This window comes from Variovorax sp. J31P207 (assembly GCF_030316965.1).
Lineage (GTDB): Bacteria > Pseudomonadota > Gammaproteobacteria > Burkholderiales > Burkholderiaceae_C > Variovorax > Variovorax ginsengisoli_B.
In genome coordinates this window covers 1060164-1073209 of sequence record NZ_JASZYN010000002.1, presented here as the reverse complement: position 1 = coordinate 1073209, position 13046 = coordinate 1060164, and the positions used below count along the sequence as shown (strand labels likewise).

General features: G+C 69.5%; 12 protein-coding genes. All 12 read left to right on the top strand.

Going from position 1 to position 13046, the window contains the following annotated elements:
- Window positions 1–30 precede the first annotated feature (30 nt).
- From QTI68_RS10775 to QTI68_RS10720, 12 genes are read left to right on the top strand one after another with little or no spacing between them, the layout of a single operon-like run.
- Window positions 31–870 (top strand): enoyl-CoA hydratase/isomerase family protein, encoded by an 840-nt coding sequence (locus QTI68_RS10775; RefSeq protein ID WP_286521460.1) that lies wholly within the window; start codon window positions 31–33, stop codon window positions 868–870.
- The gene (locus QTI68_RS10770; protein WP_286521459.1) at window positions 867–1595 is read left to right on the top strand and encodes an SDR family oxidoreductase; all 729 of its coding nucleotides are present in this window, start codon (window positions 867–869) and stop codon (window positions 1593–1595) included. The genes QTI68_RS10775 and QTI68_RS10770 overlap by 4 nt, the downstream gene beginning before the upstream one ends.
- Window positions 1592–2530: an alpha/beta hydrolase gene (locus QTI68_RS10765; RefSeq protein WP_286521458.1), complete on the top strand. Its 939-nt coding sequence runs from the start codon at window positions 1592–1594 to the stop codon at window positions 2528–2530. The genes QTI68_RS10770 and QTI68_RS10765 overlap by 4 nt, the downstream gene beginning before the upstream one ends.
- Window positions 2531–2532: 2 nt before the next feature.
- On the top strand, window positions 2533–4008 hold the full coding sequence (locus tag QTI68_RS10760; protein ID WP_286521456.1) for a hydroxymethylglutaryl-CoA synthase family protein: 1476 nt from the start codon (window positions 2533–2535) through the stop codon (window positions 4006–4008).
- 3 nt (window positions 4009–4011) lie between these two features.
- A complete protein-coding gene (locus QTI68_RS10755; protein ID WP_286521455.1) occupies window positions 4012–5214 on the top strand; it encodes an acetyl-CoA acetyltransferase in 1203 nt (400 codons plus the stop codon).
- Between the two features lie 10 nt (window positions 5215–5224).
- Window positions 5225–6781, top strand: coding sequence for an acyl-CoA synthetase (locus QTI68_RS10750; protein WP_286521454.1), 1557 nt, complete (start codon window positions 5225–5227; stop codon window positions 6779–6781).
- A 38-nt stretch (window positions 6782–6819) separates the two neighbouring features.
- On the top strand, window positions 6820–7629 hold the full coding sequence (locus tag QTI68_RS10745) for an enoyl-CoA hydratase/isomerase family protein (RefSeq protein ID WP_286521453.1): 810 nt from the start codon (window positions 6820–6822) through the stop codon (window positions 7627–7629).
- A complete protein-coding gene (locus tag QTI68_RS10740; RefSeq protein ID WP_286521452.1) occupies window positions 7626–8417 on the top strand; it encodes an enoyl-CoA hydratase-related protein in 792 nt (263 codons plus the stop codon). Before QTI68_RS10745 ends, QTI68_RS10740 begins: the two co-directional genes overlap by 4 nt.
- Before the next feature lie 2 nt (window positions 8418–8419).
- Complete coding sequence (locus tag QTI68_RS10735) at window positions 8420–9931, top strand: 3-hydroxyacyl-CoA dehydrogenase (protein ID WP_286521451.1); 1512 nt, start codon at window positions 8420–8422, stop codon at window positions 9929–9931.
- On the top strand, window positions 9931–10794 hold the full coding sequence (locus QTI68_RS10730) for an HTD2 family dehydratase (protein WP_286521450.1): 864 nt from the start codon (window positions 9931–9933) through the stop codon (window positions 10792–10794). Before QTI68_RS10735 ends, QTI68_RS10730 begins: the two co-directional genes overlap by 1 nt.
- A 1-nt stretch (window position 10795) precedes the next feature.
- Window positions 10796–11728, top strand: coding sequence for an HpcH/HpaI aldolase/citrate lyase family protein (locus QTI68_RS10725; protein WP_286521449.1), 933 nt, complete (start codon window positions 10796–10798; stop codon window positions 11726–11728).
- A complete protein-coding gene (locus QTI68_RS10720) occupies window positions 11725–13038 on the top strand; it encodes a phytoene desaturase family protein (protein ID WP_286521448.1) in 1314 nt (437 codons plus the stop codon). Before QTI68_RS10725 ends, QTI68_RS10720 begins: the two co-directional genes overlap by 4 nt.
- The last annotated feature ends 8 nt before the right edge of the window (window positions 13039–13046 follow it).

Sequence of the window (13046 nt, the reverse complement as noted above, 5' to 3'; positions counted from 1 at the left end):
CACCCCACGCCGCGAGGCAGGAGAAGAAAGATGACTGGAGACAAGCGAAGCGACGGCCCCTCGATCGAGGTGCTGGTCGCCGAGGGACCGGCACGGCTGGAGCTGCATGCCGACGGCGTGGCCCATGTGCGCCTGAACCGACCCGAAGCCTCGAACGGCCTCAACATGGAATTGCTCAAGGCACTGCACGAGGTGCTGATGCAGGTGCACGGTGATGGCCGGGTGCGCGCCGTGCTGCTCACGGGCGAGGGCAAGCACTTCTGCGCTGGCGGGGATGTCCACACCTTCCTGTCGAAGGGCGAGGCACTGCCCGACTACATCCGCATGGCGACCTCCTACCTGCAGCTGGTGGTGGCGCTGCTGATGCGGCTCAATGCGCCCGTCGTCTGTGCGGTTCAGGGTTTTGCGGCCGGCGGCGGCGGCATGGGTCTGGTGTGCTCGTCCGACGTGGTCGTGGCGGGCGAATCGAGCCGCTTCCTGGCCGGTGCGACGCGCGTGGCGATGGTGCCCGATGCCGGTGTCTCGGTGACGCTCACGCAGCTGGTGGGCTTTCGCAAGGCCATGGACATCCTGTTGTTCAACCCGGTGATCGACGCCGCCGAGGCACTGCGCATGGGGCTGATCTCGCGCGTGGTGCCCGACGCCGCATTGGCCGACGAAGCACTGTCGTTGGCACGCCAGCTGGCGGCCGGTGCTCCGGCGGCACTGGCGGCCACCAAGCGGTTGCTGTGGAACGGGCTCGGCCTCGGCGCCGAAGCCGCGATGCCCGAAGAGAACCGTACCCAGGCCCAGCTGGCCGGCATGAAGGATGCGCTGGAGGGCCTGGCTGCGGTGATCGAGAAGCGCGCGCCGCGCTTCACCGGGCAATGAGCGCGATGCACAGCGTGTTCCTCACGGGCGGTGCCAAGGGCATCGGAGCCGCCATCGCGCGCCGGCTGGCGGCCGATGGCGCACGCGTGACCATTGCCGACCTCGACATCGCGAGCGCGCAGGCGCTGGCTGAGGAGATCGGCGCCACCGCCGTGGAACTCGACGTGGCGGACCTCGAGCGCGCGCAGCGCACGGTGCTGGAGACCGGGCCGCACCAGATCCTGGTGAACAACGCCGGCATCGACCAGCACGCCTATTTCACGCAGACCCGGATCGCCGACTGGCGCCGGCTGCTGGCGGTCAATCTCGAGTCGGTGTTCGCCACCACGCACGCGGCCTTGCCCGCGATGCAGGCGGCCGGCTTCGGCCGCATCATCAACATCGCCTCCGAGGCCGGTCGGATGGGCTCGCGCGGCGCGGCGGTGTATGCGGCCGCCAAGGGCGGCGTGATCGCCTTCACGCGCTCGATCGCACGCGAGAACGGCCGCAAGGGCATCACGGCCAACGTGATCGCACCGGGTCCGATCGACACGCCGCTGCTGCGCGAAGCCGTGGCCGCCGGCGGCGACAAGCTGCTGGACGCCATGAAGGGCGCCACGCTGGCGGGCCGGCTGGGCACGCCCGAAGAAGTGGCCGCGGCAGTCGCCTTCCTGGCGTCCGATGCCGCGGCATTCATCACCGGCGAGACCCTGGGCGTTTCCGGCGGCATGGGGTGCGGCCAATGAGCGCGCCCCAGACCACCGCTTCCGACGAACAGCTCGACGGCGTCATCGGGCGCGTACTGTCGGTCTACCGAAGCTGGGGCCGCAACACCACGGTGGCGCAGATGCGCGCGGATTGGGATGCGCTCTTCGGCGGGCAGGCGGTGGCCGCCGAGGTGCAGCCCCTGACCATCGGCAGCCTGGGCGCCGAGTGGATCACCGCACCGGGGGCGGACCCGCAACGCGTGGTGCTGTATTTTCATGGCGGAGGCTTCCAGGTCGGGTCGGTGCGTTCGCACCGCGAACTGATGGCCGGAATTTCCGCGGCGGCAGCTTGCCGCGTGCTGGGCTTGGACTATCGGCTCGCCCCCGAGCATCGCCATCCGGCGGCGCTCGAAGACGCCTGCGCCGCCTACGACTGGCTGATCGCGCAGGGCACGCGGCCCTCCGACATCGTCCTCGTGGGCGACTCGGCCGGCGGCAGCCTCGTGCTGGCTGTACTGATCAAGCTGCGCGATGCGGGCCGCGCGCTGCCCGCGGGCGCGGTGCTGATGTCCGCCTGGACCGACATGACGGCTGCGGGCGAGAGCTATGTGTCGCGCGCGCAGAGCGACCCGATCCATCAGCGCCCGATGATCCTCGCCATGGCGCGCAACGCGCTCGGTGCCGAGGGCGATGCCCGGCATCCGTGGGTGTCGCCGCTGTTCGCCGAACTGCATGGCCTGCCGCCGCTGCTGATCCAGGTCGGTGACCGCGAGACCGTGCTCAGCGACTCGGTCGACTTTGCCGCGAAGGCAAAGGCGGCCGGCGTCGATGTGCGTCTGGAGGTGTGGGACCGAATGATCCACGTCTTCCAGCAGTTCCCGGACGACCTGCCCGAGGCGCGCGCCGCCCGGCGCGCCATCGGCGCCTTCGTTCGAAGCCTTTTCCCAACCCCTTCCTTCACGAGAAAGTCCTGACCATGTTCGGAATCGTTGGATACGGTGGCTATGTGCCCCGCCTGCGGCTGCTGCGCCGCGCGGCGGCCGAGGCCAACGCCTGGTACGCCCCCCAGTTCGTCCACGCCGCCAAGGGCACGCGTTCCTTCGCCAACTGGGACGAAGACAGCATCACGATGGCGGTGGCCGCGGCGCGCGACTGCCTCGGCGCGGCGGATGACCGCTCCCGCATCGCCAGCGTGCTGCTGGCGTCAGGCACACTGCCCTTCGCCGAGCGACTCAACGCCGGCGTGGTCTGCGAAGCGCTGACCCTGCGCGACGACGTGCAGGCGGCCGATGTCACCGGCTCGCAGCGTGCGGGCCTGTCGGCGCTGGCCCAGGCCGTGGCGCAGGTGCGCAGCGGCGGCGGTGATGTGCTGGTCCTGGCCTCCGACAACCGCAAGACGCGCGCAGCCAGTTCGCAGGAACTGGACTTCGGCGACGGCGCCGCCGCACTCCAGGTGGGCCGCGACAAGGTGCTGGCCGAGTACCTGGGCGCCGGTACGGTCACGGTCGATTTCGTCGACCATTTCCGCGCCGCGGGGGAGGACATCGACTACGCCTGGGAGGAGCGCTGGGTGCGCGACGAGGGCATCACCAAGCTGGTGCCGCGGGCCGTGAAGGCCGCGCTGGCCGAGGCGAAGATCGAGGCCGCGCAGATCGACCACTTCATCTTCCCGACCACCTTCCAGAAGATGGACCAGCAGCTGGCCAAGGCCTGCGGCGTGCGCGCCGAGGCGGTGGTCGATTCGCTGGCCGCGCGCGTGGGCGACACCGGCCTGGCGCACGGCATGCTGCTGCTGGCCCATGTGCTCGAGCGCGCGGTGCCCGGCCAGCACATTCTGCTGGCCCAGTTCGGCAGCGGGGCGCAGGCGATGGTGTTCCGCGTCACCGACGAGGTCCGCCGTTTCCGCCCGGCCAAGGGGGTGAGCGAATGGATTCGCCGCGGTGTCGAGGAAACGGCGTACACGCGCTTCCTGTCCTTCAAGGAACAACTTGACCTCGAGCGCGGCATGCGCGGTGAGCAGGACCGCAAGACCGCACTGTCCACCGCCTACCGCCATCGCAGCGCGATCCTGGGTCTGGTCGCCGGGCGTTGCGAGGTGACCGGCAGCGTGCACTTCCCGCCGTCGCGCATCTCGTACGACCAGGGCAAGCCGCTGCAGGACACGCAGAAGCCGCACAAGCTGGCCGAGCGCCGCGGCACCGTGCTGAGCTGGTCGGCCGAGTTTCTTTCGTTCCACCGCTCGCCGCCGCACCGCTACGGCCAGGTCGACTTCGACGGCGGCGGCCGCGTGCTCATGGAGTTCACCGACACCGGCGAGGGCGAGATCGACGCCGGCAGCGCGGTCGAGATGACCTTCCGCATCAAGGACATCGACGACCGCCGCGGCTACACCCGCTATTTCTGGAAAGCCACCCCGGTGCGCACCGCCGCAACGGAAAAAGGATCGGAGTAAATCATGGCCGCAGGTATCAAGGACAAGGTCGCCATCCTCGGGATGGGGTGCAGCAAGTTCGGCGAGCGCTGGGACGCGAGTCCCGAGGATCTCATGGTCGAGGCCTACAACGAGGCCATGGCCGATGCCGGCATTTCACCCGAGCAGCTCGACGCCGCGTGGTTCTCGACCCACATGGACGACGTCGGTACCGGCCGCGGCGGCACCCCGATGGGCATTGCGCTGCGCCTGCCCAACATTGGCGTGACGCGCGTCGAGAACTTCTGCGCCGGCGGCTCCGAGGCCATCCGCGCCGCGGTGTATGCGGTCGCGGCCGGGGCCTGCGACATCGCGATCGCGCTGGGCGTGGAAAAGCTCAAGGACACCGGCTACGGCGGCCTGCCGGTGGCCACGGTCGGCACCTACATTCCGCAGTGGTATCCCAATGCGGTGGCGCCGGCCAATTTCGCACAGCTGGCCTCGGCCTACCGGAGCAAGCATGGCGTCGATGCGGCGCTGCTCAAGCGGGCGATCGCGCATGTCTCGGTCAAGAGCCATGCCAACGGCGCGAAGAATCCCAAGGCGCACTTCCAGAAGGCAGTCAGCGAGGAGACGGTGTTGAAGGCGCCGATCATCGCCGAGCCGCTGGGCCTGTTCGACTGCGCGGGCGTGTCCGATGGAGCCGCCGCTGTGATCGTCACCCGACCAGACATTGCACGCAGCCTGGGCAAGCGCGATCTCGTGACCTTCAAGGCGCTGCAGATCGTGACCTCCAACGGCTGGGAGCTGCAGTCCAACGAGTGGGACGGCAGCTACGTCCACACGGCGCGCATCGCGGCGCAGCGCGCCTATGCCGAGGCGGGCATCACGCGGCCGCGCGAGCAGATCAGCATGACCGAGGTGCACGACTGCTTCTCGATCACCGAGCTGGTGACGATGGAAGACCTGGGCCTGTCCGACGTCGGCGCCGGCGTGAAGGACGTGCTCGATGGCAAGTTCGATGCCGACGGCAAGATCCCCTGCCAGATCGACGGTGGCCTCAAGTGCTTCGGCCACCCGATCGGCGCCAGCGGCATCCGCATGCTCTACGAGATGTACCTGCAGCTGCAAGGCAGGGCGGGGCCGCGCCAGCTGGGCCATCCTTCCGTGGGCCTGACCCACAACCTGGGTGGACAGCCTTCCCAGAACGTCTGTTCGGTTTCCATCGTCGGCCTCGAAGGCGCCTGAAGAGCAGGTCATGGTCAGCATCACCCAATCCATCCACCGCGCGCTGCAGCAGAACCCGCAGCGCATCGCGACGATCGCCTGCGGGCGCCGCCAGACCTATGCCGAGTTCGTCGGCCGCGTCCAGCGCCTGGCCGGCGGCCTGCGCGGCCTCGGCGTCAAGAAGGGCGACCGGGTCGGTATCCTGTCGCTCAATTCGGACCGCTACCTGGAAGTCTTCATGGCGGTGTTCTGGCTCGGCGCGGCGATCAATCCGGCCAACACCCGCTGGAGCGCGAAGGAGCTCGCCTTCTCATTCAACGACTGCGGGACCGCGCAGCTCCTGGTGGACGATGCCCATCTGCCGTTGATGGCAGAGGTGCGGGCCGAATCCCGCACGCTGCGCGAAGTCATCCATCTGGGCGACGGCGCCTGCCCAGCGGGCATGATCGGCTACGAGCAGCTGATCGCGCAGTCCGACCCGGTGGACGACGTGGGCGCCGGCGGCGCCGATCTGGCGGCCGTGTTCTACACCGGCGGCACCACCGGCTTCCCCAAGGGCGTGATGGCCTCCCACGACAGCCTGCTCGGCGCGGCCCTGAACCGGCTGGCCATGGGCTACCCCGTGGGCCCGGTGTACCTGCACGCGGCGCCGGTCTTCCATCTCGCGGGCGCCATGGGCGTCTGGTGGCAGTTCATCGCCGGCGGCACGCACGTCCTGCTGCCGAGCTTCAACGCGCTGCAGTTCATGGAGACGGTCCAGAACGAGCGCGTGACCGACACCTTGCTCGTGCCGACCATGATCCAGATGGTGCTGGACCACCCCGAGTTCAGCCAGTTCGACCTGACGAGCCTGAAGTTCCTGGTGTACGGCGCCTCGCCCATCGCCGAGACGCTGCTCGATCGCCTGACCGTCGCCTTCCCGCAGCTGGCGCTGATGCAGGGCTACGGCATGACCGAGCTCTCCGGCTGCGTGAGCTACCTGCCGCCCTACTACCACACGGCCGAGGGCCGCGCCCTGGGCAAGCTGCGCTCGGCCGGGCGTGCGGCGGCATTGGCCGAGATCAGGATCGTGGACGCCGAGGGCAAGGAACTGCCACGCGGCACGGTGGGCGAGATCGCCGCCCGCGGCATGTCCGCCATGACGGGCTACTGGAATCGGCCGGCCGACGACGCCAGCACCTTGCGCGACGGCTGGGTGCATTCCGGCGACGGCGCCTACATGGACGAAGAAGGTTTCATCTTCATCGTCGACCGCATGAAGGACATGGTGGTCAGCGGCGGCGAGAACGTCTATTCGGCCGAGGTCGAGAACGCCGTCCTCAAGCACCCGGCCATCGCGGCCTGCGCCGTGATCGGCGTCCCGAGCGAGAAATGGGGCGAGAGCGTGCATGCGGTCGTGGTGTTCAAGCCGGGCCAGAGCGTCTCGGAAGCGGAGCTGATCGCCCATTGCAAGACGCTGATCGCGGGCTACAAGTGCCCGCGCAGCGTCGAGGAGCGCGCCGAGCTTCCGCTGTCCGGCGCCGGAAAGATCCAGAAGAACAAGCTGCGCGAGTCGCACTGGGCCGGCCGCGGCCGCCAGGTCGCCTGACCGGGCGCACCGATCCCTTCACTCGAATGCCAAGGCCCATGACTGTCCCTGCGAATCCGAATCCCGTGGTGTTGCTGGACCGGCCGGCCCCACACGTGGCCCGTCTCCTGATCAACCGCCCCGACAAGCGCAACGCGATCGACCACGATGTGCGGCAGGCGCTCACCGCCGCGATCGCCGGCATCCGGGACGACGCCAGCGTGCGTGCGCTGGTGTTCGGCGGGGTCGCGGGCGTGTTCTCGGCCGGCGGCGATGTGCCGAGCATGTTGGGCCTGGACGAGGCTGGCGCACGGGCACGCATGCAGCACGTCGCGGTGTTGTGCCGTATGGTCGCGGGCTTGCCCATCCCGGTGGTGAGTGCCGTCGAAGGCATCGGTGCCGGTGCGGCTGTGGGTCTGGCGCTGCTCGGCGATCACATCGTCGTGGGTACGGGGGCCCGCATCCTGTTTCCCTTCCTCCAGCTCGGATTGGTGCCGGACTGGGGCCAGATGCTGACGCTGCCGCGCCGTGTCGGCGTGCGCGAAGCCAGGCGCATCATCACGGCGGGCGAGCCGGTGCGCGGCGAGGAAGCGCTGCACATCGGCCTGGCCGACGTCCTGGTGGCCGACGACCAGGTGATGGCCAGCGCCATCGCGAAGGCGAGCGAACTCGCGCGGCTTCCGATGGGCGCCTTCGCGCGAATGAAGGGTCGGCTCACGCGTGTGTCGTCCTCGCTCGACTTCGAGTTGCAACGCGAGGAGGACGACCAGGCGGTGAGCCTGACCGGCGACGAGTTCCGCGAAGGCTACGATGCATTCAAGAACAGGCGAGCCGCCGATTTCATCGCGCTGCCGGGAGCGAAGGCATGACGGGCGGCGCCACCGGGCCGGCACCGGAGGGCGTGCGGGTCGAGCGCGACGGCGCCGTCGGCATCGTCATGCTGAATCGGCCGGAGAAGCGCAATGCGCTCGACATCGCCATGCGCCGGGCGATCGCCGAGGCGGTCATGGCGCTGGACCATGACGAGGCGATCCGGGCCATCGTCATCACCGGCGGCACCGTGTTCGCGGCCGGCGCCGACCTGAACCTGCTGGTCGACAAGGGTGCGCAGCAGGTCGCCGGCATCGATCTGGGCCAGTACTGGGCGCCGGTCGCGCAGTGCGGCAAGCCGACCATTGCCGCTGTCGCCGGTTTCGCGCTCGGCGCGGGTTGCGAGCTGGCCATGATGTGCGATTTCATCGTGGCCGACCCGACGGCGCGTTTCGGCCAGCCGGAACTGGCGGTGGGCATCATGCCCGGCGCCGGCGGCACCCAGCGCCTGCTGCGCGCCGTAGGTCGGCCGGTGGCCGCGATGCTGCTGCTGACCGGCGAGCAACTCACGGCCGAACGCGCCTTCCAGCTCGGGCTGGTGGCTGAACTGGCCGACGAGGGCCAGGCGCTGGAACGTGCGACGGCGCTGGCCCGCAAGGCGGCGCGCATGCCGCCCAAGGCGGTCGCGGCAACGCGCCGGATGCTGCGCCAGGGCCCGGACCTGCCGCTCGATGCGGCGCTCGCGTTGGAGAACCGCGAGTTCCTTCTGCTCTTCGACACCCCCGACAAGACCGAGGGCATGCGGTCCTTCCTCGTCAAGCGACGTCCGGAATTCACCGGGAAATGACCATGACAGACACACTCAAGATAGCCGTCATCGGCGCCGGGACCATGGGCCGCGGCATCGTCCAGCTCTTCGCCCAGGCCGGGCACCGCGTGCATTGCTTCGACAGCTTCGAAGGCGCCGCGGACAAGGCGGTGGAGTTCGTCGTCGGCATGATCGGTCGCGGTGTCGCTAAGGGCCGCATCGATGCCGATGCGTTCGAGCGCATCCGCGGTCAGATTCATGCCGCGGCGACGATGCAGGAGCTCGCGGATTGCGACGTCCTGATCGAAGCCATCGTGGAAGACCTCGAGGCCAAGCGCGCGCTGTTCCGCAGCCTCGAAGCGGTGGTTTCGCCCCAGGCGATCCTGGCGAGCAACACCTCGTCGCTTGTGGTGGCCGAGATCGCCGCCGCGTGCGCGCATCCGCAGCGGGTGGCGGGACTGCACTTCTTCAATCCGGTGCCGCTCATGAAGGTGGCCGAAGTGATTGCAGCGGTGCGCACCGCGCCGGCGGTGGTGGCCACCTTGCGTGACCTGGTCGCGGGGGCGGGCCATCGCGCGGTGGTCGCGGCGGACCAGCCGGGATTCCTCGTGAATCACGGGGGTCGCGGCCTGTACACGGAAGGGCTTCGCCTGCTCGAAGAGCAGTCGGCCAGCGTGGACCAGATCGACCGGGTGCTGCGCGAGGCGGCCGGCTTCCGCATGGGGCCGTTCGAGCTGCTCGATCTCACGGGACTGGACGTGTCGAGCAAGGTCATGAGTTCGATCTACGAGCAGTTCCAGCAGGAGCCGCGCTTTCGCCCCTCGTCCCTGGTGCCGCCGCGGGTGGCGGCAGGGTTGTTCGGACGCAAGGCGGGTCGGGGCTGGTATGCCTACGAGGGCGATCTGCCCCAGCTGGCGGCAGCACGGCCCGTGCCGGCGCTGCCGGCCGGACTCCAGGTCTGGGTGGCACCGGAGGCGGCGGAGCGCGAGGCGTTGAAAGCGCTGGTGCAGGCCGCCGGGGCGCAATGGGTCAAACGCCCGACGCCCGAGGCGCTTCTGATCGTCCAGCCCTGGGGCGGGGACGCCACCGGCGAGGCGGTGGCGCTCGGACTCGATGCCACGCGTTGCGTCGCGCTCGACCCGCTACCCGGACTGGCGCGTCATCGCACCCTGATGCTCACCGTGGCCACCGCGCCGGCCATGCGCGACGCCGCGCACGCACTGTGCGCACATGACGGCGTGGGCGTCACGGTGATCAACGACAGTTCCGGCTTCATCGTGCAACGGGTGCTGGCCACGATCGTCAACATCGCGGCGCAGATCGCACAACGCGGCATCGCGTCGGTGGAAGACATCGAAGACGCCGTGAAGCTGGGGCTCGGCTATCCGCAAGGTCCGCTGTCCTGGGGCGACCGCATCGGCGGTGCGCGGGTGCTCGCGATCCTGCGGCGCATGCAGGCGGTCACCGGCGATCCGCGCTACCGGCCCAGCCCCTGGCTCGAGCGGCGCGTGGCGCTGGGCCTGTCCCTTTGCACGGCGGAGGCGGCACGCTGATGACCGCCGTGCCGGAAATCGACATCGCCCACCTGCGCGAATGGGTCGGTCGGCGGCAGGAAGCCGAGCAGCGCATCGACCCGTTCCCCGCGCGCGCCCTGGCCGGTCTGCTCGATCACGCGGAGGCGCCGGCCGTCGGCGATGCGCTGCCCTTGCCTTGGCACTGGCTCTATTTCCTGGAAACGCCTGCGCGCGCGGCTGTCGGCGTCGACGGCCATCCGGAGCGTGGCGGCTTCCTGCCCCCGGTGCCTCTGCCCCGGCGCATGTGGGCCGCGGGCGAGATCGACGTCGAGGCCCCACTCCGGATCGGCGACGACGCTCGCAAGGTGTCGACCGTGCGGTCGGTGGAGCAGAAGCAGGGGCAGAGCGGTCCGCTGGTGTTCGTCACCGTGGAGCACCTGCTGTCCCAGCAGGGCCGCACTTGCCTGCGGGAACTGCAGCACATCGTCTACCGCGAGGCGCCGACCGGTGCCGCGCCGCTGCCGCCGGGCGCGCCGGCCAAAGACCCGGCGGCATGGCGAAGCGACTGGAAGGCCGATCCGGCGACGCTGTTCCGCTACTCGGCGCTGACGTACAACGGGCACCGCATCCACTACGACCGCGACCATGCGACGCAGCAGGAGCACTACCCGGCGCTGGTGGTGCATGGTCCTCTGCTGGCGACGCTGCTGCTCGACCTGGTCCAGCGCGAAGCATCAGCGTCGCGCATCGCCCATTTCGACTTCCGCGCGCTGCGCCCCGCCTTCGACACGGATGCGCTGACCTTGAACGGCGCGCCGGCCGCAGAGGGGAAGGGCGCGAGCCTGTGGACGGCTGACAGCCACGGCGCGCTCGGCATGCGCGCCAACGTGAGCTGGGCCTGACATGGGAACGTCCCGAGGTCCCGATGAGCTCGCGCGGCCGATCTGGCGCTCGATGCTCTTCGTGCCCGCGCATGTCGACAAGTTCGTCGCACGCGCCCATGAACGCGGCGCCGATGCCGTGATCCTCGACCTGGAAGACAGCGTGCCGCTGGCGCGCAAGGCGCAGGCGCGCGAAGCGCTAGCCGTCCGCGCGGCCGCCGTGGCCGGCCACGGCACGGCGGTGCTGGTGCGCGTGAATGCGGAGGCCGGGATGGCGACGCAGGACATCGACGCCGCGGTCGGGGCTGCCGTGCGCGCCATCGTGCTGCCCAAGGTCGATACGCCGCAGCAGGTGATCGCGGCAGACCGGCAGGTTGCGGCTTGCGAGCGGAAGCTGGGCCTGCAGGCAGGCCATACCTGGCTGATCGCGCAGATCGAAGACGTGTCGGCGCTGCCGCAGCTCGACGCCATTGCCACCAGCTCGCCGCGCCTGCTCGGCATGATCCTCGGGTCGGAAGACTTCTGTGCCAGCGCGGGCATGGTGCCGACGCCAGCCACCTTGTTCACGCCCAACCAGATGGTGGTTTTTGCATGCCGCCGCGCCGGCATTCTGCCGCTGGGCTTTCCTTCGTCCATCGCGGAGTTCTCGGATCTCCAGGCCTGCGCGCTGCAGGTAGGCCTGGCGCGCGACCTGGGCTTCGTGGGCGCCTTCTGCATCCATCCGGCGCAGGTTCCCGTGCTCAACCAGGGCTTCTCGCCTTCGGCCCGCGAACTGGCGCACGCCGAAGGCGTCGTCACTGCCTTCGAGACCGCGCAGCGCGAGGGCCGGGGCGCCATCGAGTTCGCCGGAAAGATGGTCGATCTACCGGTGGTGCTGCGCGCGCGCGAAACGCTGCGCCGTGCTGCCGCCATTCTGAACGCAACGAATCTATCCCCAGGAGAAAAATCATCATGAGCGAGACCGTGATTCATCCCATCCGCTACGACGCCGTCGTGATCGGCGCCGGCGCCGGAGGCCTCAGCGTGGCCGCACGCCTGGTGGCCGCAGGCAAGAAGGTGCTGGTGGCCGAGAGCCTCGGCCGTGTCGGCGGCCGCGCATCGAGCGAGCAGATCGACGGCTTCACCGTCAACATCGGCGCCATCGCGATCGAGAAAGGGTCTACCTTCGAAGAGACCTTCGCCTTGCTCGACGTCGAGCTCGATCTGCGGGAGCCCAACCCCGCGACCGTCTTCCTGATCGACGGCAAGATCATCAACGTCGCCAAGGGCGGCTGGGGCATGCTGCTGGGCGGCTTCACCAAGCAGGCGGCGAAGATCGGCGCCAAGTTCGCGGATGCGCGCGGCGGCGACCTGCCCGAGGCCAAGCTCACGACCAAGGAGTGGCTGTCGCAGTACACCAAGAACGAGACCGTCCATGCGATCTTCCGCAATCTCTGCGCGGCCATCTTCGCGGCCAACTCGGACGAGCTGCCCGCACGGGCCTTCCTGACCTACTTCGCGGTCAAGGGCGCGTTCAAGCGTTTCGGCTTCTGTCCGCGTGGCACGGTCGGGCTGTGGAACGACCTGACCGATGCGATCCGCCGCCGTGGAGGCGAAGTCTGGCTCGACGCGCCGGTGGCGGCACTGAACATCGAGAACGGCCGCGCCACAGGCGTCGACCTGGTCAAGGACGGCGTGACCTTGCGCGTCCATGCACGCACCGTGATCAGCAACATCGGGCCGCATGCGACCGCCATGCTGCCGGGGGCCGAAGCCCTGGGTTCCGAGTACGTCGCGCTGTCGACGACCGGACCGAGGCCGGCCGCCAACATCGTCATCAACTTCGCCACGCGCGAGCGCCTCTACGATGCGCCGGGCCTGGTCACTTTCGGGCGCACGCGCCGCCTCTGCAATATTGGCGAGCTGACCGCAACCTGCCCCGAACTCGCGCCCGAAGGCTGGCATCAGTACGTGGCCTACGCGGTGCCGCACCCCGCGCTCGGCGACTTCGACAACGAGCCCGAGGTCGAGGCCTCGCTACAGGATCTGCGCGATCTCTTTCCCGGCTTCGCGAACGCGAAGATGCTGTCGGTGCGGGTCATGCGCGACGTCTGGCCGGCGCAGCGTTCCTGCGGTGGCTACGATCTTCCGCAGACCACGCCGCTGCCGAATCTCTGGCACGTGGGCGATGCGGTCAAGGCCTACGGCGACGGCGGCACGCAGGCCTGCGCCGACACGGGCCGTTCCGTTGCCGGGCTGGCGCTCGACGCGCTGGCCGCGGCTTGAGGCGCGCT